Source organism: Staphylococcus sp. HMSC34G04, assembly GCF_001838765.1.
GTDB lineage: Bacteria > Bacillota > Bacilli > Staphylococcales > Staphylococcaceae > Staphylococcus > Staphylococcus epidermidis.
In genome coordinates, this window is sequence record NZ_KV838730.1 from 40,533 (window position 1) to 66,890 (window position 26,358).

Consider the following 26,358-nt stretch of genomic DNA (forward strand, 5'->3'; position numbering starts at 1 on the left):
AAGTTAGACAAGCCACATTCAGCTTTTCAGAATTTAGAGAACGGATATAGTCGTTTTCTAATGCACTGACTTAGTGCGTCAGCATTTGTATTATTAATTAACGAGCTCACATTTGAGCCAGTTAAATATATATATATAGCTTTACTGAGCTCAATTTTGAGCTGAGTATAAACCAATATACCCAAATTTGAGGATATTAAAAGGCACCCCTAATTTGAGGCACCCTTTATTCTAATATCAAACCACTTACCTATTTTAAGGTACTGGTTACAAGCGTACTTTTAAATCTGTTTGTAACTTTATGAAATGTCAAGTTTTGACAAGTTAAAAAGACTACATCTAGCGGATACAGTCATTTAAAGGATACTCAATTTTGAGTAGTACATTTCAGTAGATACGTTCATTATCTTTAAGAAAACTATAATTGTAAATGTTAAACATCTACTTTTGTGTTTATAAATCACACTTACATTTATTTTTTTATTTTAGTATTATTTCTGTATAATATCAAAGCAAAAGGAAACTCGTTTTCAACTCGCTTCAAAAACCCTCCTGATTTTTAGAGAAAAATTCTCTTATTTCATCGTCTTTAATAAAATAATATGCCATCTTTCCCTCTTTATAAAAATCAAGTACCTCATTTTTATATAAAAGTCTTAAATGATGTGAAGTTGAAGCAACACTCATTTTCAATATCAAAGAAATATCACAAACACACAACTCATCTTCTTTAATCAAAGATAATATAATTTTCAATTTCTTCTCATCACAAATTTTTTCTAAAATGTTAAGTAATTTCTTAGATTTATCATCTTCTAAAAAACTTAAAGCATTGTTAACTTTATCCTCATGTACACAGATCACATCACAAGCATTTTCATAACTCATATGAAATCACACCCTAAATTAAAATATAAATCCTAAAATTGTTTGAATAGTGTCATTTTCTATAATAATAAATAAACCTAAAGCTATATAAATAACAGCCATAATCCAACGGCTAAATTTCTCAACAATTTCTCCAACTCCTGGAATATTAGCTAATTTTTGTGCAGTAAATACCAAGAAGAAAATTAAAATTAAAAAGACAAACAAAGTAATTAATAAATTAGTAACACTTAATGTCACAAAATACGGAACAAATAAACCAATATTATCAGCACCACAACTTGCTATCGTAACAATTGCAACCGTACCAACTAATTTAGACAATCCTTTTTCATTCAATTCTTTTTTAGCTCTCTTTTCTCCTTCACAATCATCATAAATAGCCACTTTAATTCCTAAATAAATCGGTATTAACCCTAATAATCCTAATATCCATTTTTCAGGAACATAATTTAAGACAAAGGCAAAGAATAAACTTACGACAATCAATGTCACAGATCCTACATATTGACCAATATAAATATCTCGATATTCCTTTTTAGTCTTTGCTTTAGCAAAAAATATTAACAAAATCACTAATAAATCTACTGCTGTCGCAATATAAAGAATAGCAGCAGTTACAATAGTCTGAATCATAATTACACCTCATTCAAAAATATTTTTGAATATATTATAACTTATGTTTTCAAATAATCATAGATGCTTTATTCCAATTGCTTTATTGATATCGATATTTAGAATTCTTAACAATTTCAAAATCAACATAAATGAGCAATTTATTTTTGTGAATACTTCTTAAAAATTCCAATAATCCAATTAATTAAAAATACAGTTAAAACACCAAAAGCAAGCCCATCTAAAATTTTAAAAGTTATTGTATCAGGTGACGGAAGTAAATAATTCATGGTACAACGAAGCATAATTACCAATACTAAAGCTTTTAAAAAGTAATTAACTTTGTCCAATTACCATTCTCCTATTATTTTTTAATCTTACCCCTTTTAGATTATCATTTATTAATCAATTAAAATACTAATAAAATAATATCTCAATTAAAATCAAAAATGCCCATCTGAATATTATCAGATAGGCTCTATTTAATCCTCTAACGGTATATCATCCACAATCATAGTTCTATTAAGATAGTTTTCTTTTATTTTATCTAGAGCTCTCTGTTTATCTTCTTCATCGCCCTCACTCCATTCGCCAATATTAACAATTACCGGAGTATCACCTGTAAAAGCTTTTCTCTCAGTAAATAGTTTATGACACCTCCCAAGCATATCATCACGAACTTTCAAAAGATCACTTGGCTTAATAGGGACTTCTACTAGCTGAACATATTCATTGTAAACAAGTTACACTTTACCATTTTGTGGGTTTTCCTTATATTCACCACGTTTTATAACAATTTCCTTAGTTTCCGTCACCATTAGCTGAATTGGTTAATAAAAATAGTTATTCATTAATACCTAATAAACTTTCATCAATAATATTTTTACGCTTTTTCCAACTTCGAAAATACAAAAACAACCCTCTAACCATTGCGGTTAAAGGGTTGTTGAATTATTATATTCTATTCCCACTCAATTGTACTTGGTGGCTTAGAGGTAATGTCATAGACAACGCGATTAACGTGGTCCACCTCATTGACAATTCGACTTGAAATCTTTTGTAAGACTTCCCAATCAATTCTAGCAAAGTCACTAGTCATGCCATCGATGGATGTTACCGCACGAATACCTACAGTATGATCATACGTACGGTAGTCTCCCATGACACCGACCGATTGAATACCTGGAAGTACTGTAAAGTACTGCCAGATGTCTCTTTCAAGACCTTCCTCACGAATCACTTCACGTAAAATCGCATCTGATTCACGAACAATTTCAAGCTTATCTTCAGTAATTTCTCCAAGTACACGGATACCTAATCCAGGTCCTGGGAATGGTTGTCTCCAAACTAAGTGTTCAGGTATACCTAATTCTATTCCTAATGCACGCACTTCATCTTTGAATAATGTATTGATCGGTTCAATAAGTTCAAATTCCATGTCTTCAGGTAATCCACCTACATTGTGGTGAGATTTAATTGTTTGAGCTGTCTTAGTACCTGATTCAATCACATCCGTATATAACGTACCTTGAGCTAAGAAATCTACATCTGTTAATTTTGCAGCTTCGTCATCAAAGACATATACAAACTCATTACCAATGATTTTACGTTTACGTTCTGGATCAGAAACACCTTTTAGTTTACTCATGAAGCGTTCTTGAGCATTAACACGAATAATATTCATATCAAAACCTTCACCGAATTGCTCCATGACCATGTCACCTTCACCTTTACGTAAAAGACCATGGTCCACAAAAATACATGTTAGTTGGTCGCCGATTGCCTTATGTAAAAGTACAGCAACTACGGATGAATCTACTCCACCACTCATTGCACATAATACTTTACGATTACCTACTTGTTGACGAATTTTCTCAATTTCAATTTCAATGAAATTCTCCATCGTCCATTCCCCTGTACAATTACAAACACGGCGAACGAAGTTTCTTAGTAAGTCGTTCCCATATTCAGTGTGACGTACTTCTGGATGGAATTGTACACCGTAAATACGACGTGTTTTATCTTCAATAGCTGCATAATTAGTACTTGGACTATCTGCGATTACTTCAAATCCTTCAGGAATTTCAATTACTTTATCAGAATGACTCATCCATACTGTTTGTTCAGAAGGTAAGCCAAAGAAAAGTTCATCTGATTTAGCGTTAATTGTAGCTTTGCCATATTCACGCTCATTGGCACGCTCAACTTTACCACCTAAAAGCTTAGTCGTTAATTGCATACCATAACAAATACCTAAAACTGGAATACCTAAATTATAAATTTCAGGGTCTATAGTAAATGACCCCTCTTCATACACTGAATTTGGACCACCTGAAAGAATGATACCTTTAGGATTCATTCGTTTAATTTCTTCAATAGAAATTTCGTGATCATGTAATTCACTATAAACGCCCATCTCACGGATACGACGCGTAATTAACTGGTTATATTGGCTACCAAAGTCTAAAACAAGAATCAGCTCTTGCTCTTTCGCCATTTCCATAGTCATGAATCTCCTTTATTGTTTTATTTTATGTAAAAGTAAGAGAAACGCGCCTATCAATGCCCTAAATGATAGCTTTAAGTATTGTTACCGTATCATTAAGCATTTTTGTTTTAAGAATTAAGCGCGTTCCTACAAATGATTAATTCATCATTCAAAGTTTAACACTAGAAAGAATAGTTTGGTGATTCTTTCGTAATTTGAACATTGTGAGGATGACTTTCAGCTAAGCCAGCTGGTCCCATACGTGTAAATTGTGCTTCTTCACGTAATTTTTTTAGGTTTTCTGAACCAGTATAACCCATACCAGCTCTAACGCCACCCATAAGTTGATAGATTGTATCTTGTAATGGTCCTTTATAAGCTGTGCGACCTTCAATACCTTCAGGAACAAATTTTCTTGGCGTCTTATCTTCTTGGAAGTAACGATCATTTGAACCTTTTTCCATAGCACCTAAAGATCCCATACCGCGATAAACTTTATATTGTCTACCTTGGAATACCTCAGTTGCACCAGGACTTTCTTCTGTACCAGCTAACAAACTACCTAACATAACCGCATGACCACCAGCAGCTAATGCTTTGATAATATCACCTGAGAACTTAATACCACCATCAGCAATAATAGCCTTACCATGCTTACGGGCTTCTGTAGCACAATCATAAACTGCTGTAATTTGAGGCACACCTACACCTGCAACAACACGTGTCGTACAAATTGACCCTGGACCAATACCTACTTTAACAACATCGGCACCTGCTTCAAATAAAGCACGTGTTGCCTCTGCAGTCGCTACGTTACCTGCGACAACAGTAATTTCAGGATATGTTTCCTTAATGTGTTTAACTTGATTAATAACGCCTTTAGAATGACCATGAGCCGTATCAATAATTAACGCATCTACGCCAGCTTCAACTAATTTTTGTGCACGAATTTCAGTATCTTTAGACGTACCGATTGCTGCTGCAGCTAACAATCTACCATGTTCATCTTTAGCTGCATATGGGAATTCAAGTACTTTTTCAATATCTTTAATCGTGATTAATCCTTCTAAACGACCATTTTCTACTAATGGAAGTTTCTCAATCTTATGTTTTTGAAGAATAGCTTCGGCTTCATCTAAAGTCGTACCAACTGGAGCTGTTATTAAATTATCTTTCGTCATTACATCTGATATTTTTATTGAAAAATCTTCAATAAAACGTAAATCACGATTTGTTAAAATCCCAATCAACTTGCGATCCTCTTGATTATCGACAATAGGTACACCAGAGATACGGTATTTGCCCATTAATGCTTCAGCCTCATACACACTTTCGTCCGGTGTTAAGAAGAACGGGTTAGAAATAACACCATTTTCTGAACGTTTAACCTTTTGTACCTCATCAGCTTGCTCTTCGACGCCCATATTCTTATGGATAACACCTAAACCGCCTTGACGAGCCATAGCAATCGCCATTTTTGATTCAGTTACTGTATCCATACCTGCTGAGATAACAGGAATGTTTAATTTGATCTTATCTGATAATTTGACACTTAAGTCAACATCGCTTGGTAAAACATCTGATGCAGCTGGAATGAGTAACACGTCGTCAAATGTTAAAGATTCTTTAGCAAATTTATTTTCCCACATTAAAAACAGCCTCCAATTTTATTTATACTTAGTTACATTATTTCACATTTTCTTCGGTTTGTTTATACTTTATACCATTAAAAAAGAAATTTAAGATGATTGCAGAAATTGCGCCAAGCACTATACCATTTTGAGTTAACCAAGCAAATTGTTCTCCTAATCCTTTAAATGCTTGAGGTACTGCACTAATACCAGCACCTAACCCTACTGAAATTGCAATAATTAATAAATTATTTTGATTTTGGAAATTAATGTTACCCAAAATACTAACACCGTATGCCATAACCATTCCAAACATTGCTATCATTGCCCCACCTAAAACCGGCAATGGAATAATATTAGCTAAAGCACCTAATTTAGGTATACAACCACAAATTAGTAAAAGAATAACCATTCCATATATCACATTGTTCTTTTTAGCTCCTGATAAAGAAACAAGACCTACATTTTGGGAATATGCAGTGTAAGGAAACGCATTAAATATTGAACCTAAAATGATTGCTAGACCTTCCGCAGTATACCCTTTTCGAAAATCTTTTCTTTCTAATTTTCTACCAGTAATTTCACTCAGTGCATGATAGACACCAGTAGATTCAATTAAACTTACAACTGCAACAATGAAAAATACAAGTATCGAGCTTACATCAAAGCCAAAACCAGAAAATCTGAATGGAACAGGGAATCCAAACCAATGTGCATCGCCCACTTGTTTGATATCAACCATTCCAAATATACCAGCTAAAGCAGTACCTATTGCCAATCCTATAAGTATCGCAATTGATTTCAAGAAGCCCTTTGTAAATCTTTGTAAAATAAGAATAATGAGTAGTGTAATACCACCTAACATTAAATTCTTAGTATCGCCATAGTTTTTCGCTCCTTCGCCACCTGCCAAGTAATTCATTGCAACTGGCATTAAATTGATTCCAATAATTGTCACGACACTTCCTGTTACAACAGGTGGGAAGAATTTAACTAAATAAGAGAAAAAAGGCGCAATTAAAACAACTAAGATACCGGATATTAAAAGCGAACCATATAAAACATCAAGTCCTTTGGTTTGACCGATGAGTATCATAGGTGCAACAGCAGTAAACGTACATCCTAGTACAATCGGTAATCCAGTCCCTGTGACTTTATTCGCTTGAAGAAATGTCGCTACCCCGCACATAAATATATCAACCGTAACTAGATAAGCAATTTCTTCAGCTGAAAATTTTAAACTTGTCCCCACAATAATAGGAACAAGAATCGCCCCTGCATACATCGCTAACAAATGTTGCACACTTAATATGAAATTTTTCATTACGCTTCACCTAAAAGAGTTACCTTATTGCCTTTTAATGAAGCTACCTTACAAAGTGAAGATACATATAAGCCTGCATCTTCTAAACGTTGGCGCCCATTTTGGAAACTTTTTTCAACCACAATACCCACGCCAACTGTCGTCGCATTTGCTTGTTTTACAATGTCATTAAGACCTAGCGAAGCATCGCCATTAGCTAAAAAGTCATCAATGATAAGTACTTTATCGTCTGGATCTAAAAACTCTTCAGATACAATGACTGTACTCGTTTTATTTTTTGTGAATGAATGAATATCCGTGCTATAAAAGCCATCTTTCAAAGTACTAGGTTTAGCTTTTTTAGCAAATAGACAAGGAACATCAAAATGAAAAGAAGCCATAATAGCAGGCGCAATACCAGAAGCTTCAATAGTTAAAATTTTAGTAATACCAGCGTCTTTGAAAGACTCATAAAATGTTTTACCTACATCATTCATCAACTTTGCATCAATTTGATGATTTAAAAATCCATCTACTTTCAAAATTTTCTCATCGATGACAACGCCATCTTCTTTGACTTTTTGTCCTAACGACTCCACTCAAAAAACCTCCTCAAGTAAATTCAAATTCGATTCCTAGATACAAAAAAACCTCAAACTACCATTAATAGTTTCAGGATCTATGAGTGAACGTGCAATACTTTGCCTTAAAGCAAATTAAGAAGAAGATACGCATACGTAGTCCTAAAAACGCTTATTAAATTTGATAAACCTCAAACAATTGCACTCAATTTATACAGGCTTATGTGTATCCTCACTTGTTTCCAGTTATACCAAATGCGTTTTACTTTTATGTTGCTTTAGCGATTTAAACTGCTCTTAATGTATTGGATTGTTACTCATAGTCGTGTCGTTTATGGCGACACGGTAGAAACTTCTAAAGCCATATTCTCTAGATTATATGAGTCATATAAATTATTTAATGATAATAGCAAATTTTTGTTGTATTTTCAATATAATTAAAGAGATGTTCACGATTCAAAAAGCATCAAAATTCAGTGTAAGCGTTATATTAAAGGATGAATTATCATTGAAATGTTTTAACACAAAATTATATAATTATCTGTGTAATAGTTTTATTAAATTAGACTAGGGTATAACCATGTAAGACAACATTTTTAAAAGGGGCGATAATCATGGCAAAAATTACTGTAGTGAATAACCAAGACGAATTATATAAAGTCATCAATCAAAAAAAATCTGAAGGTTATTTAGAGACAGAATTAGCTGTTATCAGTAAAAGTAAGTTGCACTTAGATGATTTACACAACTCTCAAATCTCATTAATGTCTACAAGTGGCTCATTTAGTGACCGTATGTCTCGTTTACTTACAGGTGAAGATGGAGAAGAAGCAGTATTATCTCGTTATGATTTAACTGACAATGAACTAGAAGGATATAAACAAGATATTTTAAACGATAAAATGCTCGTTGTTGCTAACAGTGATCGTTCTTCTCATGATGAAGTTGAAGATAATAATGCTGCATATAAAGAAGTGGATATTACTCATTATGCCGCAGAGTCTGAAGGGCCTAAAGCATAATTTTATTTCTACATTATAAAAGCATTGCACCATAATGTTTGTTTAGTCGAGCAGACATTATGGTTTTTTTTATCATTAAATAAAGCTAATTAGCTACGATTGAATAATATTAGGGAGAGGATATAACATGGAATTTAAAGTAATAGAATCAGCTAAAGATCCATTATTTAGCGAGGCACTCAAATTATATGATAATAAATTGGATATTGGTTTAGATGAAGATAGTAAAATTTTTAAACGCTCACTTGAAAACAATAAAACAGAAAATGATTACGCCTTTATCGTTGGAATTGAAAACCAGACTATAGTTAGCTTAGCAACTGCGCATTACGAAGCAACAACCAATTCTGCATTTTTAATTTACTTAATCGCAAAAGAAAGCCCCAATCATGATGAAAGAATGTCCTTAACTTTAGAGGCAATAGAAAAACAATTAAACCTTTTATCACAAGAAGTTCATAATAGAGATATTAATTTCATCATGTTAGAAGTTCCAAAAGAACCCTCGACTGTTGACATCGATGACAAGCTCAGAAACGCACTAGAACATCGTCGTCAATTCCTCTTTGAAAATCAATTTGAAAAGCAGGACGACATCGACTACATTCATCCAAATCAAAACCAAAAGGAAACGCCACAAAAAGTAGATTTATTTATTAAAGCTAACATTGAATTAACAAAGGACATTTATGGCACAAGCGTCAAATCTAATTATATTCTTAAATATGTTTTTGCAAACGGCATTTCAAGAGAAATTATTTACCCTCTCCTAAAAGAAATGAATTTAAGATAGTCTGTCTAAAACACCTTGAAATCAATATTAAGAAAAGGTAAACTATCATATGAGGTAAGACTGACGTTTCACTGGCCGAAGACAAACGTCACCATACATAATTAAAATATGAAGGGACTTTTTCAATGTTAACTAAAGAATTTGCTCAACGTGTAGAACTAAGTGAAAAGCAGGTCCGAAAAATTGTACAACATTTAGAGGAACGAGGCTATCACCTTAGTAAAACAGAATATCGTGGTCGTGAAGCCACAGACTTTAAAGAAGATGACATCGAATTATTTACAGATATCGCTAACAAAGTTAAACAAACGAATAGTTATGATTTAGCATTTGAAGAGCTTGAAAAGGAAAAAGACTTTTTACAAGTCATTGTTAAAGACGAGGATAGCCAATTACCAACTGATCAAAATGTAGCACAACTCGTTGAAGATTTACGTTCTGAAATTCAAAAAATGCGAGAAGAACGTCAAATGTTAGGGCAAATGATTAACCAAGTACATCACCAACAACAGGAACTTAAAGAATTACAGACTGATATTACAACAAAATTAGAATCGAATGCCCAGTCTTTAAAATCAATCCAAAATTCTCAAGAGGCTATTCAGTCAGCACAAGAACAACAATCTAAAGACATCGCTAAAGCTAACGAATTAAAAGATAGTGAATTACGCAGTCATTTTGATTCAATGTCAAATAGCGCTTCAATATCTCAGAGCAACATCGCAAGTCAAAGCACTACAGCAAGTTTAAGCCAATCTGAATCAGTAAATGATTCAATGAGTTCATCTCTATCCGAGTCTAACTCGATAACATCTGAAAGTAATACAAATAGCAAATCGGAAATTGAATCAAAAAGTACGTCTACAAGCGAGTTCTTGTCAGAATCAGGAAGTGTATCTAACTCAGAAAAATCTGAGTCAATTTCTCATTCTCAATCAACATCAGCTACACCTTCTTCTCAATCGACTTACCAACAACAACCTAAAGAAGAGAAGAAAGGTTTCTTTGCACGTCTATTTAACTTATAAATGATTTGTATTCATAGCTGACTCATGCTTATTCACAATATTAAATAAAAAACGCGCGCAATCTTGTCTTCTTATAGCATGATTGCACGCGTCTTTTTTATTAATGTAAATCTCTTTATGTCCTCTTTGCTCACTTTTCTAATAAATGTAAACTTCCAATTTTTCATTGTTCTAGTAATCACCTTCACACTATTCAACTTTAAGTGAATCAGAAAACTATAAATCAACAACTTGAATTTCTTCTTAACCCCCTTTATTCTTATTACATATGTCGGAATACTAAAATTATAAAAGGAGCTATATATTGATATGGAAATACTTTTTACAGTAATTAATGTCATCGTGTTACTTGTTTTCCTAATTATGTTAAATATTATGGCAAGAAAACACGTCTCATTCCCTAAACGCGTCTTTACCGCTTTAGGAATAGGTATCGTATTTGGCATTGTATTACACCTCATATATGGTGCAGAGTCTAAAACGCTCGAACAATCAACAGACTGGTTTAGTATTGTCGGAGATGGTTATGTTGCACTATTACAAATGATTGTCATGCCACTAATATTCATTTCAATTGTTGCCGCTTTTAGCAAAATACAAATTGGTGAAAAATTCGCTAAGATCGGTTCTTATATTTTTATGTTTTTAATTGGTACTGTAGCCATCGCAGCTATCGTCGGAATTTTTTACGCTTTGATCTTTGGTTTAGATGCATCGTCTATTGATTTAGGTAGTGCAGAACATTCACGTGGTACAGAAATTTCAAAACAAGCTAAAGATTTAACTGCAAACACTTTACCACAACAAATTCTCGAAGTATTCCCAAGCAATCCATTTTTAGATTTCACAGGACAACGTACAACTTCGACAATTGCAGTTGTTATTTTTGCAACGTTTGTGGGCTTTGCTTATCTTAGAGTTGCAAGAAAACAACCGGAACATGGAAACTTACTTAAACGTGGTATAGAAGCAATCTATTCTATCGTTATGGCTATCGTAACTTTTGTTTTACGATTAACGCCTTATGGCATTTTAGCTATTATGGCTTCTACTCTTGCGACCAGCGATTTTTCTGCAATTTGGACGTTAGGTAAATTCTTAATTGCTTCATACGCAGCTCTAATCACAATGTATATCATCCATTTAATTATACTGAGTGTCTTAGGTATCAATCCCGTTAAATACGTGAAAAAGACAATAGAAGTACTAATCTTCGCATTTACTTCACGATCAAGTGCAGGTGCATTACCATTAAATGTTCAAACGCAAACAAAACGTTTAGGTGTACCTGAGGGAATTGCAAACTTCTCTGCAACTTTTGGTCTATCCATAGGGCAAAATGGCTGTGCAGGAATCTACCCTGCTATGCTAGCAGTTATGGTAGCACCAGTAGCAAATGTAGAAATTGACTTCCAATTTGTTGTTACACTTATTGCTGTTGTTATTATAAGTTCATTTGGTGTTGCAGGTGTAGGTGGCGGTGCAACATTCGCATCAATACTCGTATTATCTACACTTAATCTACCAGTTGCTCTAGCAGGAGTACTGATATCTATCGAACCTCTCATCGATATGGGTCGTACAGCACTTAACGTTAATGACTCAATGCTAGCTGGAACAGGTACCGCACGCTTAACAAATCATTGGGACAAAAAAACATTTGACTCAAATGATTACGGCGATTTATCTGCAAATTAAATGTAAGATAAGTTGTCATTGGTCATTACGATATACAATTATAAAAAGAGCGGAGCAAAATTTGTGTTTAAAATATCGCCCCACCCAGCCTGAGACATGTATTTCTGTCTCAGGTTCTTTTTATCTTTGAATAAATCCTGCTTTTTTCAATTCATCTAACATATCTAAACGTGTTTTACGTCCTAGAAATGTTTCTATTTGTTGTGACCAATTTTCTGTACGCACACCGTGGGTACGTTCTTTATAATATTCACTCACTACTTGGTCGTATGCTTCCAATTCTTTACGTTGTTGGTGATGATTTGCATCATACTGATCTTTATGAAAAATATGTTTAAATGGCAAGCGCGGTTTAGGTGACCCATTTTCTTCATCAGAAGGTTCACCAACTGCCATACCAAATAACGGAAACGTATAATCAGGTAAATTTAAAATTTCACGCACTCGCGCAACATCATTACGCAATGACCCTAAATAAACAATTCCATACCCCATATCTTCGGCAGCAACTGCTATGTTTTGTGCAACTAATGCAACATCTATTGTACCCACTAATAGTCCTTCTGCAGAACCATACGATGTCTCCATATTTGACGCCGCAACTTCATCTACTAAATGATGACGATAATAATCTAAAACAAATACAAATAAATAACCATTATCTAAAACATAAGGTTGACCTGACACTTCCTTTAAACGCGCTTTAATGCTTGGATCTTCAACACCAATAATAGAATAAGTTTGAAGATAACTGGATGTAGAAGCACTCTGTCCCGCCTCTACTAATTTTTCTACCGTCTCAGAACTAAGTGGTTGATCCTTAAATTTTCTAACTGAATGATGTTGTTTCATCAACTCATAAACATAATCTGACACTATACCCACTCCTATCAAAATTTACGTTATTAATAATTTTATACCCTAAATGAAGTATATTTAAATAGATTTGCACACTTCATATTTAGAAGTTATCATAAAAGTATCAATTTTCAGATAATTTAGGGGGATACAATATGACACTAACAAATAAAGAAGTTGCTAAGGTTTTATTTAAAGCTTATAGATATAAAAAACCCATCGATTTCATTAGCGAGAACTATCAATTAAACGAAGAAGAAGCATATCATGTACAAGAAGAACTAATTGACCAATTAACTTTCAAAGACCGTTCGACTGTTACAGGGTATAAAGTTAGTATGACTAGCAAGGCAACGCAAGCTATTGCTAACACTAACGAACCAGCATATGGAACACTCTTATCTAACCAAATTGTTAATTATGGTGCCTCAGTCTCTCTTTCAGAATTATTTTCACCATTACTAGAACCAGAAATTATCTTTATAGTGCAGGAAGACTTACCTTATGATGCTGATTTAGAAACAATTAGATATCATACCCGTATCGCGCCAGGCATTGAAATTCCAGATGCAAGATATAAAAATTGGTTTCCAAATTTTACTTTATCAGATTTAATATCAGATAATACCGCAACAGGACTTGTCGTAGTAGGTGACTCTGTAGACGGACTTGATAATGATGCATTTGCTAATGTACATTTAAATTTATATAAAGATGATAAATGTATCGCCACAGGAGAATCATCCGAAGTACTCGGAAATCCTTTAAACGCTATTCATTGGCTAATTAAAAAACTACACACGCACGGCAAACAACTTAAAAAAGGAGATATCATTTCATCTGGAACTTTTATATCTCCATTAAAATTAGAATATGGCACGTACCGTGCTGAATATAGTGGTATCGGTAAGGTGTCATTTTCGGTTAATAAATAAAGTAAGTTTAATAGGGTTATTTTCACAGAAAGTCATAACAACTTGTGGAAATAACTCTTTCTGTTTTATACAGATGCTAAAAAAGGAAATCCATGTATGATACATGTTATTATATATATGAAGTAGTAATAAAATTACACTTCATTATCAATAAAATAACCATAGTTGAGAATGATAACTGAGATTCAATGTCATACACATTTGAAAATTTCAGTTTCACATTGGATTTTCAACTTTTTTCACTCGCTATTCTTTAATTAATGAAGGATTTAAAATGGCTTAATTATAGCTTTTTTATACTTTCATAGATTTTAAGAACTTCTAAAGTTGACTATTCAATGCCAAGATGTAATAATACTAAACAAGAGATTAGAATTATTATAAACAAACAATTATTTTTAAGTAATTCTAATTAACACTTAACTTTTCAGGAGGAATTTATCTATGTCTTTAATTAACAAAGAAATTTTACCTTTCACAGCACAAGCTTACGATCCAAAAAAAGATGAGTTTAAAGAAGTTACTCAAGAAGATCTTAAAGGTTCTTGGAACGTTGTATGTTTCTATCCTGCTGACTTCTCATTCGTATGCCCTACTGAATTAGAAGATTTACAAAATCAATACGCTAAATTACAAGAATTAGGCGTTAACGTGTACTCAGTATCAACAGATACACACTTCGTACACAAAGCTTGGCACGACCATTCTGATGCAATCAGCAAACTAGAATACAGCATGATTGGTGATCCTTCTCAAACAATCACTCGCAATTTCGATGTGTTGGATGAAGAATCTGGTCTAGCACAACGTGGTACTTTCATTATCGACCCTGATGGTGTGGTACAAGCAGCAGAAATCAATGCTGACGGAATCGGACGTGACGCAAGTACATTAGTTAACAAAATTAAAGCCGCTCAATATGTACGTCAACATCCAGGTGAAGTTTGCCCAGCTAAATGGGAAGAAGGTTCAGAATCATTACAACCTGGTTTAGACTTAGTAGGTAAAATCTAAGGAGGCATTAAAATATGCTTAATGCTGATTTAAAGCAACAATTACAACAATTACTTGAGCTTATGGAAGGCGACGTTGAATTCGTTGCCAGCCTAGGCTCTGATGATAAATCAAACGAACTCAAAGAATTATTAAATGAGATTGCTGAGATGTCAGCACACATAACAATTACTGAAAAATCTTTAAAACGTACACCAAGTTTTTCAGTTAACCGCCCTGGTGAAGAAACAGGTATTACATTTGCTGGCATACCTTTAGGCCATGAATTCAACTCTCTAGTATTAGCTATACTACAAGTGAGTGGTCGAGCACCTAAAGAAAAGCAATCCATTATCGATCAAATTAAAGGACTCGAAGGTCCATTTCATTTCGAAACCTTTGTAAGTCTTACTTGTCAAAAGTGTCCTGACGTCGTTCAAGCGTTAAACCTAATGAGTGTTATTAATCCTAACATCACTCATACTATGATTGATGGCGCTGTTTTCCGTGAAGAATCTGAAAACATTATGGCAGTGCCTGCCGTCTTCTTAGATGGTCAAGAATTTGGTAACGGACGCATGACAGTTCAAGATATTTTAACTAAATTAGGAAGCACGCAAGATGCCTCTGAATTCAACGATAAAGATTCTTATGACGTGTTAATCGTTGGTGGCGGACCTGCAAGTGGTAGTGCTGCAATTTATACAGCACGTAAAGGGCTACGTACAGGTATTGTCGCTGATCGCATTGGTGGTCAAGTTAATGATACTGCTGGTATCGAGAACTTCATCACTGTTAAAGAAACGACAGGTTCAGAGTTCTCATCAAATCTTGCAGAACATATTGCACAATATGATATTGATACAATGACTGGTATTCGTGCTACAAATATCGAAAAAACAGATTCAGCTATTCGAGTAACTTTAGAAAATGATGCTGTTTTAGAAAGTAAAACTGCCATCATTTCTACAGGTGCAAGTTGGCGCAAACTAAACATCCCAGGGGAAGACCGTCTAATCAATAAAGGCGTGGCTTTCTGCCCTCACTGTGACGGACCTTTATTTGAAAATAAAGATGTCGCTGTCATCGGTGGTGGTAATTCTGGTGTAGAAGCAGCTATTGATTTAGCCGGCATCGTTAAACACGTAACATTATTTGAATACGCTTCTGAATTAAAAGCTGATAGCGTATTACAAGAACGTCTACGCTCACTACCTAATGTTGATATTAAAACGAGCGCTAAAACAACAGAAGTAATTGGTGACGATTACGTTACAGGTATCAGCTATGAAGATATGACTACCGGAGAGTCACAAGTAGTTAATTTAGATGGAATATTTGTACAGATTGGATTAGTTCCTAATACATCTTGGTTGCAAAATGCTGTCGAATTAAATGAACGTGGCGAGGTTATGATTAATCGCGATAACGCAACAAACGTTCCTGGTATCTTTGCAGCTGGTGACGTTACTGATCAAAAAAATAAACAAATTATTATTTCTATGGGTGCTGGTGCCAATGCTGCACTTAATGCATTCGATTATATAATTAGAAATTAATTTTTAAAACGTTACTTATCATAAATATTTTAACCTCACAGAGTTCCCATGGTGGAGCTCTGTTTTTTATTATAAAAAAAACCTATTGAAACAAGTATATTATTCATATAATCCGACATAATTTAGTCATATCTAACGGTAAATGTAGTTCTAAAATATTCAAATATTTTTCGATAAATGATACTCTAATAGATGTATAAATTTAAAACACTGTTTAATGATAGAGACGCAAAAGGAGTTACTCAATTCTATGAAAAAGAGAGTCATTACATACTTGATACTAGCATTGTCTTTAACACTTGCAGCATGCTCAAATACGAACGATAACAATAGCCAAGAGCATCACAGCAACGCTCATGCACCTAAAAATGCTAAAACCTTAAAGGAAAAAGATATTTTTTCTTCAAACAAAAAAGGACAAAAAATTAACGAAAAAGAGATGAAGCAAGCTTTAGAAAAATATTTACAAGCGAATAGCGATGTACTTGATAATAAGTATGTCATGCAACATAAATTAGATAAGCAAAGTGATAGTAATCCTAAAATCACAGAATCACAAGCTGATCGTCTTAGCAAGTTATCCAATTTAGCAGTTAAAAATGATTTGCATTTTAAAAAATTTATAAAAAACAATCACATCCCTGAAGAATATAAAGATCCAACAGATCGTATAATTAATTATTTTCACGCTTTAAATAGTACTATTTCAAACGTAGATGAAGACATTGAGAAATTAAACTACCAACCACAAAATTCAATTAACGTTGTTGATGTACCCACAAAATATTCAGGTGATGTAAATAAAAAACAACAAGATAAAATCACTACTTTCCTTAAGAAAAAAGGAATAGACACAGAAGTATTTAATAAATAAAACAAAAGGCTTTTTCTATAGCACATTATTTTACTTGCCCAAAAAAGATGTTGGACTAACATCTTTTTTGGGCTTGTTTGATATTCGAGTTAATTTCATCATCTCATCTTTTTGAAACATGCTTTCGCTATTTTGACAATTCAATATATTTATTACACAATAAAATTAATATAGCATATATATTTTTCTAAATAAAAAGAAATGAGGAAAATCATTATGAAGATACGTTTAACATTTATTATCTTATCAATACTATCTACCATCGGCTTAGTACTTGTTTTAGCAAAATATCCAACAGGCCCACACACAATCAACTATAACGAACCTTATACAGTACTCATAGCCATTACGACAATAGTTATAATGGCTTTACCAGCACTCATATTAGGTATATTTAATCATCTTGCATGTAGAATCATATCGGCGATATTACAAATAAGTGCACTGATGATATGGGGATTTTTAGTAATCATTAGCTTAATGATGGGACAAATTGTCATTACACTTATGGCTTCCTTAACGATACTTGCATTACTTGTTAGTTCTATTGTCACACTTTCAGTACACCCATCTACTTCAGATAGAATAAATTAATCAAGTAAAGGGGTAAGAGAGGTAGAATTTACATTAAAATCCTCTTTGTTGGGGTCCCACCCCAACTTGCTTTGCTTGTTGAATTTCTCGGTGAAATTCTCTTTGTTGGGGCCCCACCCTCTTGTAAAAAATGGTTTGATATTTGTGTGTATTTTTAATTCTATCATTGACTGATTGTATGTTATGAAAGCCTGAGGCATCGATAATCTATGCCCCAGGCTTCACTCACAATCCTATATTATATATAACAATATTGCTACGGTTGTTGATAGACCTCAATCATACCTTTTGATAGAGAATTAATATCAATTTAGCCAGCAATTACAATTTTACAATTCAAATGATTATATATGTATTCAAAACTTCATTTCTCTTTTAATTAAATATGGATAGCAATTAAGAACTTCCGTCGATAAGGCTTCTTCCTTAGTTATCATTTTAAAATAGACGAAAAAACATCTAATTACAACTTGGTGCGCAACTATCACTACACGTCTCTGCCGTTGATTAAGCTCATTTTCAATGAAAGTAACCACTCTATCATAGACATCTTGATAACTTTCTCCTTGTGGTGCTTTTTGTGAAAAACTATGTCTAAAGTATTTATAATTAGGATCATGGAAATATTTTTCGAACCTTTTGTCTTTACAAACTTCTTCTTTATTTTTCCCTTCAAAAACACCTAACGAACGCTCTCTTAACGTCTTAGTATATATTGTTGGAAGATCATAAGGAAATAGCTCATCATACGTTTGCCTTGTTCTTTTTAAATCTGATACATATACAGTGTCAATGTATTTATTTTTAAAATAAGCAGATAGTTCTCTAGCGCTTTTTATACCTCTTTCCGTCAAAGGGATGTCTAACTGTCCACAAAAATATAGATACCCGTGCTTATTATCATAATTGGACTGCGACTCACCATGCCTCACTAAATAAATTTCCATTCTATCTCCTCATTTCTGACTTAGCTACTTTTACTTAATAATAAATTAATAGATAAGCCAATTAAAACAAACCCTACAATATAATCAAATATAGCTTTGAATCTTGGTCTGCTGAATAATAATTTAATATATTGAAAGATAAATACACAAAATAAAAACCATAAGCATGTAACTACAACAACTGAAAAAGCAAATAACGCAATCTCAGATTTCATATGTATATTACCGTTAGAAAGAAACTGAGGGAATATACTAACATAAAATAATAAAGCTTTAGGGTTAAGACTTGTACTTAAAAAACCTTGTCTAAAAGAAGTGATATAACTCACATTTCTGACATCAGCTAAAGCTTGTTTACTAAAATCAACAGAACTGTGCGCACTTAAAATACTTTTGATTCCGAGATAAATAAGATAACAAGCACCCAATATTTTTATTGTTAAAAAAACAAAGTGTAAACTCGTAAGTATGTATATAATTCCAAAAATTGCTAATGAAGAGTATAAAATATGCCCCGTAGTGATACCAAATGCGGCCATAAAACCATTCATTTTACTTGAGTTAATAGTATTTTTCATTACAATAATGAAATCTGGCCCAGGCACTATAATAATCAATAATGTAATAATGATAAATGTAATTAAACTGTCCATAAGAAACCTCCTCGATGTCGTTTTACAATTCATTATTACATATCACCAATGGCTTATGAAACCGAACAGAGGCCTTTAAATCAAAGTAATAATTTTCTCAATTTTGTTGGAAATTTTAAAAATCAAAACCTTTAATGTTGTCAGATAAATAGCAATCTGATAATATTAAATTGTAGTTATTAGTAACTACAAAGTCTTTTATATTCATGAACATAATACTCCTGGATGGCGTAACCCAGCGCCATCCTTTTTTATGTTTTATAACATGAAAAAAGCACCCACACCATTTTTATTGGTTTGGATGCTTTGATAACTATAATTAATGTAACTCAAACGATTAAAGACATCATCAATATCTATCATTGAGTTACGTGCGTATAGATAAACACACATACTTTAACTGTATTAATTGATTACTTTCAAATAATCAAGCAACACATTTTCTACCTAAATTAAACTTAATCTATACTTATTATTTTTTTCTTAGTGCTTTTAAAATTAATGAAATAATAAAGATTAAAATAATTGAACCTAATAATGCTGGAAAGATGTGTATTTTACCTAATTGTGGTCCCCATTCACCTAAAATCATAGTACCAACCCATGATCCTACAATACCAGCAATAATATTTCCTAGAATACCTCCTGGTACGTCTTTACCTAAAATTAAACCTGCGATCCATCCAATGATACCGCCGACAATAATCATACCTATTAATCCAAACATAATTGATTGTCTCCTTTATTTATATATTTTATTCACTAGTATGAGATACCCCATGTCAAAAATGATTAAACGCTTTGTATAAATTTTTATTTTACTGATAAAAGCTATTTTGCTTTTATTTTTTCAATATTTATTATTATCAACCTCAATCCTATTGTGTTAAGCTATTAAAGATGACTAAAATGAACTATTTCTAAAAATATTTAAAGTAGGTATTTTACATGCAACATAAAAATAAATTTCAACGTATTAACCAAATTATACAAATTATAGGTTTCCTTTCATTTTTAGCAATTCTCACTATCATTACACTTAACTTTTTTATAAAAGGACACTTACAAGGTCATTTTGAAATAGGTTTTAATATTCAAAGTAATCAAGTCTATGTAGTAACGACACTAATCATGGTTACAATCATCTGTACTATATTATCAGCTATTCTAAACATGCTTTCTAATAAAAAACAAAATTACAAACATTAAATTTTAATGATGGTGCTACAACTTCAAAGTATAACCCTTTAGATATGCTAATTGATAAAATGACATCTTGATGTCAACGTAGACACTTTCATCATGAATAGAAGATGTAGCACATAAATTTACATATTTTATATAACTTAAGAACTAAAAGACATATAGAGATTGAAGAATTAACTACTCAACTTAACAAGAAAAATGTCACGCATAACAAACCACTTCAAATTTGGGAATGGTAAACCATTATCATCAATCAATATTTAAAGATGTTATGCACCTAACCCATTTTTTCAACGTACCGTATCAAATGTTTAAAAAATATATTGATGGCCTAGTTTTAGAAAGGTAAGTATAATAAACTAAGATGTTCCGTTTTAAACCACTTTACAACGCATAATCTTAACTCATTTTGGGATTCAATCTCATAACATCACTGAAAAATATCGTCAAAGGATATGTATCTAAAAATCTAGCTTTCAAATTCCCGCCCTTTTTAAATATTCAAAAACACAAAAACAACCCCGTAAGCCTATACTTACGGGGTTTTACAATAAATAAAGTATTATTGTTCTTCTTTTATATAGATGTATTTTATATCATTTCATTCACTATCAAAACACTTATGTATCAACGTTTATAACTTTATTTTGATTATATTCACTTTCATACACTTGCCCTTATCATCAAAATTATGCCCTTTTTTTGCCCTTTTTTAATCACCGTGAAAGTATATAATAACAAATGATTATGAATGCTTATTTAAATTGTCTAATCAGTTGTATATAAAATGTTAAAATGGCAATAAAAATTTTGAAATCAAGTGATTTTTATTTAATATTTTTTATCTGGAATCATTAACAAACGCCCAAATAACAAGTACAATAAATGCTGCTGCTAGCAAAATTGATGCAATATATGTATTAACCATACTATATAATGACATGACTATTAATGATATTGAGATAAGTATTTGTATAAATGGAGAATATAAAACTTGGTTAGTTAGTTTCAGAATGATAATTGCTATTACAATAGCGATTATAAATATTATGATTGCATAAATGTATAGATTTATATGCTCCATACCTACATTTCTATAACTGTCATTAAAAAAATGAGAAAGTTTTATTTTGTCACCATATTCTTTTTGGAAAAACTCTCTAGATTCATTTGCAGGTCTATAGAAAGTTAAGTAACCAAATAATAATAATATAAAATTAAACCCACAATACTTTAACTCTTCAAGTAATCTACTCATTTCAATCTCCCTTTTTATTAATGATATTAACGAAACAATAATAAAAGTTACCTTCTTCAAAACTGTTATTTAATTATTTTTTAGTGTTAAAATATCTATATATTATCATTCCTATCCTTGTTGTATCTGGAGTGTAAATAAATTAATAAAATACCAATTAATATAAAAATCAAGTGTCCAATTATACTTATAGTTTTAGATCGTTCTAAATTTAAAATATTGAAAACTATGGGCTGTAATACAATTAAAATTAAAAGATATAAACCTAATTTAAGTGAAGTAAAATATTTTGCCATATTCACACTCCTATTCATCATTTTTACTGTTATAGATAATGAAACTAATACTTAAAAATAATTCGTGAATTTGATATCACTTATAAGACAAGAATTTAGCCATATACACCCTCAATTAGTTTTTCACAAATTCTATTTTACACTTTAACATACATAATTACACAAACTCATTTCTCACTGCGACACAGGACGTTTCTCAGCGTTAAAAAACACCACAATTAAGTGGTGTTTTATAAGATATAAGTGATTCAACTTTACTCTTTAATTAACTATCATTCTACATTTTCTAATGGTAAACTCATGCCTTTCCATCCCTCTAGAGCCCCAGCTAACTCGTATGCCTCAAAACCATTTTGATATAATTCCAATAATGCCTGCTTGCCTAAAATAGTTCCACCAGTCCAATCATATACAACATAGACCTTATCTTTTGATAATTCACTTAAATATTCGTGTAATTCCTTAGCTGGTATTTCAATTGACCCTTTAATTTTATCTTTTTTTACTTTCTTAGGTGCGTTTCTAACATCTATAACAGTATATTTATTTGTACCTTTTTCCATATCTTCAAGAACAACGTGATGATTAATATAAAAGCTTAAAAAAGTTTCTAAAAATTCAATTTTATTCATCTTCTCCATCCCTTTCAATATTATTTCTTAACTTATTCATTAAATGGAAAAACATTTCTTTTTCTTGTTCATCAAAATCACTAAATACATTTGAAACAAAGTCATAGTTATATGGTAAAAACTCATTTAATTTTGAATAACCTAATTCAGTCATTTGTACATAACTAGTTCTCTTATCATTAGATATATTCACTCTTCTAACTAAACCTTGTTTTTCTAATCCTTTAATAATACCAGTAATAGTTGATTTTTTATTACCTATTTTCTTGGATAATTCTGACGGCGATAGCGTTAAATTCTCTTCATATAATAACAACATCAATATTGAAAATTTAGCCTCTGTCAATCCATAATCCTCTATAAAACTATCATAGTTATTTTTCATAAGTTTATAGGTTTTATTAATCTCAAGAAACAACAAGACAGAAATAATATCTAAGTTAAAATATTTCTTTTTTAGCCATTCTAATTTTTTATAAGTTGGACTATCTATCAAATAAAATTCATTCAAGTGAAATCACTCCTAAAATATAGTTAGGCGCCTAACCACTTAAACCCTAACATACCTTTTAGTATTTGAAAAGTATAAATACACTACATACAATAAAAACACCAAACCACTAAGGCTTGGCGCTTATTATAATTGATTATTAAACTTTTTGAATAGTAGTTTTATCAAACCCTAGTGCATATTTAAGCCCATACCCTATAGTTCTATCCATACTAATATGAGCCAACCATATTAAAGATATTTGTAATATTGTTTCTTCATTTGTAACTAAATACAACAAGGTAACAATGATAGGCAGAACATAAGTATGACCTAAATTATATACTTTACTACCAATATCTTTATTAACAGCATATCCAACCATAGAGATGTCTGGGACTAATAGAAATAGTAAAAATATCCATAATGAAAAATCAAAGATAAAATAAACACTGACCACTGCAATAAAAACACATGCATTTTCTAATCTTATTAGATTGCTCATGAAATCCCCCTTTATTTACATTATTCAATTAAATATTAACACTATAGGTTTAACTGTACTACAAAAATTTAGCTACATTTACTTATCTAACTTTTACAAGTTACAATACATGGGTACATATTTTGTTCATATCTTAGATCAAGTTACTTTGGGCGTCGTGTTTCCCTACTCCCTTTATCGAATACTCATTCATGTAGCTAACGTCACAAATTGTTACATCAGCTCATGCACTAAAATACTTCAAAATTGTATTTCTCACAACGTAAATATATAAGTTAGACAAGCCACATTCAGCTTTTCAGAAATTAGAAAACGGATATTTTCGTTTTCTAATGCACTGACTTATTGCATCAGCATTTGTATTAATTAATACGCTCATATTTGAGCCGGTTAAATATATATAGCTATTCAATTCTATTACTGAACTCACATTTGAGCTGAGTATAAACCAATATCCAAAAATTTGAGGATATTAAAAGGGCACCCCTAATTTGAGGCACCCTTTATTCTTTTATCAAACCACTTACCTATTTTAGGGTACTGGTTACAAGCGTACTTTTAAGTCTGTTTGTAACTTTATGAAATGTCAATTTTTGTCAAGTTAAAAAGTCTACATCTAACAGATACAGTCATTTAAAAAATACGCAATTTTGAGAAGTAAATTTCAGCAGCTGCAACTATTATCTTAAAAAAAGACTCTAAATGTATATGATAAACGCTTACTTTTTATAAAAATCTTTCACGTCGCACTTACATTATTGTTTATCTTTGCATTATTTCTATATAGTATCAAGACAAGAAGAAACTCGTTTCAAAACACCCAAATACATCCAACTTATAAATATGGATTCCCGTATTTTTCACAATATTTATAAAAGCCAAACCTTTTCATAAACATTGTCTTTTCAATATTTTCATCAACATCAAAATCAATCTCTCTTAAAACTGATTCAGTAAATTCAAGTGGTGCTGTACCATTTGCTGTTATAAGCAAATTATCACTAACACTCTGTTTTTCTAAAAACTTATTTTCAGGTTTATATTTTTTATAATTTTGCCAAATATAAACCGAATTACCAGTATGTTTATATTTATTTAAAAAACCATTTCTAGCTAAATAATCAACTGCACCACATATAGCACCAATTACTATCTTTTTGTTAAATGCTTCTTCAACAAAATCCAAAAGCTTCTCAGAATCATTATCCCAAGAATTACTTCCAACCATAACTAACAGATCATAATCTTTAGGTTCATCACCAATAATATAATCTACTAAAACAGAAAAGCCACCTAAAGAAGATACATTTTTTTCAATAGAAACAGTACTTACAGACCAACTATCATCTTGATTTAAAGTTGAAGACAAATGTGCACCTTCCCAATCTGCAAATTCATCTAGTAAAAGAAATAAAGCTTTTTTCAAAACTAAAAACCCCTTTTATTTTAATTTAATTCCTTTTAATAAACTTAAGAACATAAGAGATAATGGCGCACAAAATGATAAAAACTAACAAAGTAAGTCCTATATATAAACTACTCTCGTTCCACTTAACTCCTATCTCTACATTTCCACTACTTTCGAACTTTAAATATAAATTAAAGGCTATTAATAATAAAATACTAATGCTTGAAATAATGCCTACAATATCAAATAATATCTTAGCATGAGGGTATTTAACATTTTTATTTAACATAATCTTACCCCTTTTAAATTATCATTTATTAATCAATTTAAATACTAACAAAATAATATCTCAATTAAAATCAAAAATGACCATCTGAATATTTTCAGATAGGCTCTATTCAATCCTCTAACGGTACATCATCAACAATTATAGTTCTATTAGGATAGTTTTCTTTTATTTTATCTAGCTCTCTCTGTGTATCTTCTTCATCGCCTTCACTCCATTCGCCAATATTAACAATTACTGGCGTAACTCTTTTCTCTCAGTAAATAATTTATGGTATTTCCTAAGCATATCACGAGCTTTTAAACGATCACTAGGCTTAATAGGCACTTCTACTAGCTGAACATATTTATTATAAACTAGTTGGACTTGCCATTGACTTGATCAAAAACAAAGATTGTCAGCAGTTAACCTTAAAGTATTACCAATCATAGATATACTTTCGTTATTAATATTACATTCAAAATATTGCAGTAACGGTATTAAAAACAATAGAAAAGATGATTTAAAAAACTTCAAACATCGCAAAGACAGAAAATACAAGCATTATAGAAATATACCGTCCCTTTCGTATCACTTAACAAGATGATTAACTATTATGTTAAAAACAATTAATATAATAAACAAGGAACGAGACAAATGTCTCCAAGAGATTATTTACATCTCTTGTTTATTATGAAAGAACTTTGTTCTTTCCGTTTTAAGAGGTTGCCTCTTTTTTTATGCCTAAATTTCTAAAACTTTCAAACCGCGCCCTTTTCCTGCCCTTTTTAAATATTCAAAAACATAAAAACAACCCCGTAAGCCTATACTTACGGGG

26 protein-coding genes, 4 pseudogenes and 1 riboswitch are annotated in these 26,358 nt (G+C 31.7%); of the genes and pseudogenes, 12 read left to right on the forward strand and 18 right to left on the reverse strand.

All coding sequences use genetic code 11. The features are described from left to right. Positions 1-540: 540 nt before the first annotated feature. The 8 genes and pseudogenes from HMPREF3241_RS06060 to xpt form a co-directional block, all read right to left on the reverse strand. Positions 541-888, reverse strand: a complete 348-nt coding sequence (locus tag HMPREF3241_RS06060; RefSeq protein ID WP_002447711.1) for an ArsR/SmtB family transcription factor — start codon at positions 886-888, stop codon at positions 541-543. Positions 889-906: 18 nt separating this feature from the next. After that, on the reverse strand, positions 907-1,524 hold the full coding sequence (locus HMPREF3241_RS06065) for a CadD family cadmium resistance transporter (RefSeq protein ID WP_002455892.1): 618 nt from the start codon (positions 1,522-1,524) through the stop codon (positions 907-909). Positions 1,525-1,664: 140 nt separating this feature from the next. After that, positions 1,665-1,853 (reverse strand): hypothetical protein, encoded by a 189-nt coding sequence (locus tag HMPREF3241_RS06070; RefSeq protein ID WP_002475276.1) that lies wholly within the window; start codon positions 1,851-1,853, stop codon positions 1,665-1,667. A 132-nt stretch (positions 1,854-1,985) separates the two neighbouring features. Beyond that, positions 1,986-2,315 (reverse strand): annotated as a pseudogene (locus tag HMPREF3241_RS13160) (terminase small subunit); the annotation flags it as partial. Positions 2,316-2,464: 149 nt separating this feature from the next. Next, positions 2,465-4,006 carry a glutamine-hydrolyzing GMP synthase gene (gene guaA / locus HMPREF3241_RS06080; RefSeq protein ID WP_002473319.1) on the reverse strand — a complete coding sequence of 514 codons (1,542 nt, stop codon included), beginning with the start codon at positions 4,004-4,006 and terminating at the stop codon, positions 2,465-2,467. Positions 4,007-4,173: 167 nt separating this feature from the next. Beyond that, a complete protein-coding gene (guaB, locus tag HMPREF3241_RS06085) occupies positions 4,174-5,640 on the reverse strand; it encodes an IMP dehydrogenase (RefSeq protein ID WP_002475261.1) in 1,467 nt (488 codons plus the stop codon). Between the two features lie 37 nt (positions 5,641-5,677). Continuing rightward, positions 5,678-6,946, reverse strand: coding sequence for a xanthine permease PbuX (pbuX, locus tag HMPREF3241_RS06090; RefSeq protein ID WP_002447705.1), 1,269 nt, complete (start codon positions 6,944-6,946; stop codon positions 5,678-5,680). Further along, the gene (gene xpt, locus HMPREF3241_RS06095; protein WP_060545613.1) at positions 6,946-7,524 is read right to left on the reverse strand and encodes a xanthine phosphoribosyltransferase; all 579 of its coding nucleotides are present in this window, start codon (positions 7,522-7,524) and stop codon (positions 6,946-6,948) included. The genes pbuX and xpt overlap by 1 nt, the downstream gene beginning before the upstream one ends. Positions 7,525-7,806: 282 nt before the next feature. After that, a riboswitch (purine riboswitch) is annotated at positions 7,807-7,909 on the reverse strand. 211 nt (positions 7,910-8,120) lie between these two features. On the opposite strand from xpt, the gene HMPREF3241_RS06100 reads away from it, so the two are divergent. The 4 genes from HMPREF3241_RS06100 (at position 8,121) to HMPREF3241_RS06115 (ending at position 12,047) form a co-directional block, all read left to right on the forward strand. Beyond that, on the forward strand, positions 8,121-8,528 hold the full coding sequence (locus HMPREF3241_RS06100) for a YflT domain-containing protein (RefSeq protein WP_002447703.1): 408 nt from the start codon (positions 8,121-8,123) through the stop codon (positions 8,526-8,528). A gap of 127 nt (positions 8,529-8,655) precedes the next feature. Then, complete coding sequence (locus tag HMPREF3241_RS06105; RefSeq protein WP_070853541.1) at positions 8,656-9,321, forward strand: hypothetical protein; 666 nt, start codon at positions 8,656-8,658, stop codon at positions 9,319-9,321. 125 nt (positions 9,322-9,446) lie between these two features. After that, positions 9,447-10,349, forward strand: a complete 903-nt coding sequence (locus HMPREF3241_RS06110; protein ID WP_002447701.1) for a hypothetical protein — start codon at positions 9,447-9,449, stop codon at positions 10,347-10,349. 309 nt (positions 10,350-10,658) lie between these two features. Continuing rightward, positions 10,659-12,047 (forward strand): L-cystine transporter, encoded by a 1,389-nt coding sequence (locus HMPREF3241_RS06115; protein ID WP_070853542.1) that lies wholly within the window; start codon positions 10,659-10,661, stop codon positions 12,045-12,047. A gap of 120 nt (positions 12,048-12,167) precedes the next feature. On the opposite strand, the gene HMPREF3241_RS06120 is transcribed toward HMPREF3241_RS06115, so the two are convergent. After that, the gene (locus HMPREF3241_RS06120) at positions 12,168-12,923 is read right to left on the reverse strand and encodes an NADPH-dependent oxidoreductase (protein WP_038812735.1); all 756 of its coding nucleotides are present in this window, start codon (positions 12,921-12,923) and stop codon (positions 12,168-12,170) included. 137 nt (positions 12,924-13,060) lie between these two features. Between HMPREF3241_RS06120 and HMPREF3241_RS06125 the strand changes: the two genes are divergently transcribed. The 5 genes from HMPREF3241_RS06125 (at position 13,061) to HMPREF3241_RS06145 (ending at position 17,860) form a co-directional block, all read left to right on the forward strand. Next, complete coding sequence (locus HMPREF3241_RS06125; protein ID WP_070853543.1) at positions 13,061-13,840, forward strand: 2-keto-4-pentenoate hydratase; 780 nt, start codon at positions 13,061-13,063, stop codon at positions 13,838-13,840. A gap of 444 nt (positions 13,841-14,284) precedes the next feature. Beyond that, entirely contained in the window at positions 14,285-14,854 is a 570-nt protein-coding gene (gene ahpC / locus HMPREF3241_RS06130) for an alkyl hydroperoxide reductase subunit C (RefSeq protein ID WP_002447697.1), read from the forward strand. A gap of 14 nt (positions 14,855-14,868) precedes the next feature. Beyond that, positions 14,869-16,392, forward strand: coding sequence for an alkyl hydroperoxide reductase subunit F (gene ahpF / locus HMPREF3241_RS06135; protein ID WP_060545617.1), 1,524 nt, complete (start codon positions 14,869-14,871; stop codon positions 16,390-16,392). A gap of 250 nt (positions 16,393-16,642) precedes the next feature. Then, positions 16,643-17,266 carry an NDxxF motif lipoprotein gene (locus HMPREF3241_RS06140; RefSeq protein WP_002458607.1) on the forward strand — a complete coding sequence of 208 codons (624 nt, stop codon included), beginning with the start codon at positions 16,643-16,645 and terminating at the stop codon, positions 17,264-17,266. A gap of 216 nt (positions 17,267-17,482) precedes the next feature. Continuing rightward, complete coding sequence (locus HMPREF3241_RS06145; protein ID WP_002475273.1) at positions 17,483-17,860, forward strand: hypothetical protein; 378 nt, start codon at positions 17,483-17,485, stop codon at positions 17,858-17,860. A 356-nt stretch (positions 17,861-18,216) separates the two neighbouring features. Here HMPREF3241_RS06145 and HMPREF3241_RS06155 read toward each other — a convergent pair whose 3' ends face one another. From HMPREF3241_RS06155 to HMPREF3241_RS06165, 3 genes are all read right to left on the reverse strand, one after another. Beyond that, positions 18,217-18,807: a histidine phosphatase family protein gene (locus HMPREF3241_RS06155; protein ID WP_002501293.1), complete on the reverse strand. Its 591-nt coding sequence runs from the start codon at positions 18,805-18,807 to the stop codon at positions 18,217-18,219. Between the two features lie 20 nt (positions 18,808-18,827). Continuing rightward, positions 18,828-19,460, reverse strand: a complete 633-nt coding sequence (locus tag HMPREF3241_RS06160; RefSeq protein WP_002447691.1) for a LysE family translocator — start codon at positions 19,458-19,460, stop codon at positions 18,828-18,830. Positions 19,461-19,932: 472 nt separating this feature from the next. After that, positions 19,933-20,187: a GlsB/YeaQ/YmgE family stress response membrane protein gene (locus tag HMPREF3241_RS06165; protein ID WP_001832461.1), complete on the reverse strand. Its 255-nt coding sequence runs from the start codon at positions 20,185-20,187 to the stop codon at positions 19,933-19,935. 221 nt (positions 20,188-20,408) lie between these two features. Here HMPREF3241_RS06165 and HMPREF3241_RS06170 point away from each other — a divergent pair, with 221 nt between their 5' ends. Further along, a complete protein-coding gene (locus HMPREF3241_RS06170; RefSeq protein ID WP_002458611.1) occupies positions 20,409-20,669 on the forward strand; it encodes a hypothetical protein in 261 nt (86 codons plus the stop codon). Positions 20,670-20,782: 113 nt separating this feature from the next. Beyond that, positions 20,783-21,015: pseudogene (locus HMPREF3241_RS13355) on the forward strand (XRE family transcriptional regulator). A 492-nt stretch (positions 21,016-21,507) separates the two neighbouring features. Here HMPREF3241_RS13355 and HMPREF3241_RS06175 read toward each other — a convergent pair. The 6 genes and pseudogenes from HMPREF3241_RS06175 to HMPREF3241_RS13165 form a co-directional block, all read right to left on the reverse strand. Then, the gene (locus HMPREF3241_RS06175) at positions 21,508-21,924 is read right to left on the reverse strand and encodes a hypothetical protein (protein ID WP_002447689.1); all 417 of its coding nucleotides are present in this window, start codon (positions 21,922-21,924) and stop codon (positions 21,508-21,510) included. A gap of 568 nt (positions 21,925-22,492) precedes the next feature. Next, complete coding sequence (locus HMPREF3241_RS06185; RefSeq protein ID WP_002496090.1) at positions 22,493-22,852, reverse strand: rhodanese-like domain-containing protein; 360 nt, start codon at positions 22,850-22,852, stop codon at positions 22,493-22,495. Next, the gene (locus HMPREF3241_RS06190; RefSeq protein WP_002496089.1) at positions 22,845-23,363 is read right to left on the reverse strand and encodes a MarR family winged helix-turn-helix transcriptional regulator; all 519 of its coding nucleotides are present in this window, start codon (positions 23,361-23,363) and stop codon (positions 22,845-22,847) included. Before HMPREF3241_RS06190 ends, HMPREF3241_RS06185 begins: the two co-directional genes overlap by 8 nt. A gap of 139 nt (positions 23,364-23,502) precedes the next feature. Next, on the reverse strand, positions 23,503-23,847 hold the full coding sequence (locus tag HMPREF3241_RS06195) for a DUF4260 domain-containing protein (RefSeq protein WP_002447685.1): 345 nt from the start codon (positions 23,845-23,847) through the stop codon (positions 23,503-23,505). An 835-nt stretch (positions 23,848-24,682) separates the two neighbouring features. After that, complete coding sequence (locus HMPREF3241_RS06200; RefSeq protein ID WP_002447684.1) at positions 24,683-25,273, reverse strand: type 1 glutamine amidotransferase family protein; 591 nt, start codon at positions 25,271-25,273, stop codon at positions 24,683-24,685. A gap of 380 nt (positions 25,274-25,653) precedes the next feature. Then, a pseudogene (locus HMPREF3241_RS13165) lies at positions 25,654-25,910 on the reverse strand (terminase small subunit); the annotation flags it as partial. 7 nt (positions 25,911-25,917) lie between these two features. On the opposite strand from HMPREF3241_RS13165, the pseudogene HMPREF3241_RS13360 reads away from it, so the two are divergent. Next, positions 25,918-26,153, forward strand: a pseudogene (locus HMPREF3241_RS13360) (Abi family protein); the annotation flags it as partial. Between the last annotated feature and the right edge of the window lie 205 nt (positions 26,154-26,358).

Excerpts from the sequence above, each read along its gene's own strand:
- guaB (WP_002475261.1), bottom strand. The coding sequence starts at position 5,640 with ATGTGGGAAAATAAATTTGCTAAAGAATCTTTAACATTTGACGACGTG.
- HMPREF3241_RS06170 (WP_002458611.1), top strand. The coding sequence starts at position 20,409 with ATGCAACATAAAAATAAATTTCAACGTATTAACCAAATTATACAAATT.
- HMPREF3241_RS06195 (WP_002447685.1), bottom strand. The coding sequence starts at position 23,847 with ATGAGCAATCTAATAAGATTAGAAAATGCATGTGTTTTTATTGCAGTG.
- HMPREF3241_RS06115 (WP_070853542.1), top strand. The coding sequence starts at position 10,659 with ATGGAAATACTTTTTACAGTAATTAATGTCATCGTGTTACTTGTTTTC.
- HMPREF3241_RS06065 (WP_002455892.1), bottom strand. The coding sequence starts at position 1,524 with ATGATTCAGACTATTGTAACTGCTGCTATTCTTTATATTGCGACAGCA.
- HMPREF3241_RS06105 (WP_070853541.1), top strand. The coding sequence starts at position 8,656 with ATGGAATTTAAAGTAATAGAATCAGCTAAAGATCCATTATTTAGCGAG.
- ahpF (WP_060545617.1), top strand. The coding sequence starts at position 14,869 with ATGCTTAATGCTGATTTAAAGCAACAATTACAACAATTACTTGAGCTT.
- HMPREF3241_RS06140 (WP_002458607.1), top strand. The coding sequence starts at position 16,643 with ATGAAAAAGAGAGTCATTACATACTTGATACTAGCATTGTCTTTAACA.
- HMPREF3241_RS06160 (WP_002447691.1), bottom strand. The coding sequence starts at position 19,460 with ATGGACAGTTTAATTACATTTATCATTATTACATTATTGATTATTATA.
- HMPREF3241_RS06100 (WP_002447703.1), top strand. The coding sequence starts at position 8,121 with ATGGCAAAAATTACTGTAGTGAATAACCAAGACGAATTATATAAAGTC.
- HMPREF3241_RS06110 (WP_002447701.1), top strand. The coding sequence starts at position 9,447 with ATGTTAACTAAAGAATTTGCTCAACGTGTAGAACTAAGTGAAAAGCAG.
- HMPREF3241_RS06185 (WP_002496090.1), bottom strand. The coding sequence starts at position 22,852 with ATGAATAAAATTGAATTTTTAGAAACTTTTTTAAGCTTTTATATTAAT.
- HMPREF3241_RS06165 (WP_001832461.1), bottom strand. The coding sequence starts at position 20,187 with ATGTTTGGATTAATAGGTATGATTATTGTCGGCGGTATCATTGGATGG.
- HMPREF3241_RS06125 (WP_070853543.1), top strand. The coding sequence starts at position 13,061 with ATGACACTAACAAATAAAGAAGTTGCTAAGGTTTTATTTAAAGCTTAT.
- HMPREF3241_RS06155 (WP_002501293.1), bottom strand. The coding sequence starts at position 18,807 with ATGGAAATTTATTTAGTGAGGCATGGTGAGTCGCAGTCCAATTATGAT.
- HMPREF3241_RS06060 (WP_002447711.1), bottom strand. The coding sequence starts at position 888 with ATGAGTTATGAAAATGCTTGTGATGTGATCTGTGTACATGAGGATAAA.
- guaA (WP_002473319.1), bottom strand. The coding sequence starts at position 4,006 with ATGGAAATGGCGAAAGAGCAAGAGCTGATTCTTGTTTTAGACTTTGGT.
- HMPREF3241_RS06145 (WP_002475273.1), top strand. The coding sequence starts at position 17,483 with ATGAAGATACGTTTAACATTTATTATCTTATCAATACTATCTACCATC.
- ahpC (WP_002447697.1), top strand. The coding sequence starts at position 14,285 with ATGTCTTTAATTAACAAAGAAATTTTACCTTTCACAGCACAAGCTTAC.
- pbuX (WP_002447705.1), bottom strand. The coding sequence starts at position 6,946 with ATGAAAAATTTCATATTAAGTGTGCAACATTTGTTAGCGATGTATGCA.
- HMPREF3241_RS06175 (WP_002447689.1), bottom strand. The coding sequence starts at position 21,924 with ATGAGTAGATTACTTGAAGAGTTAAAGTATTGTGGGTTTAATTTTATA.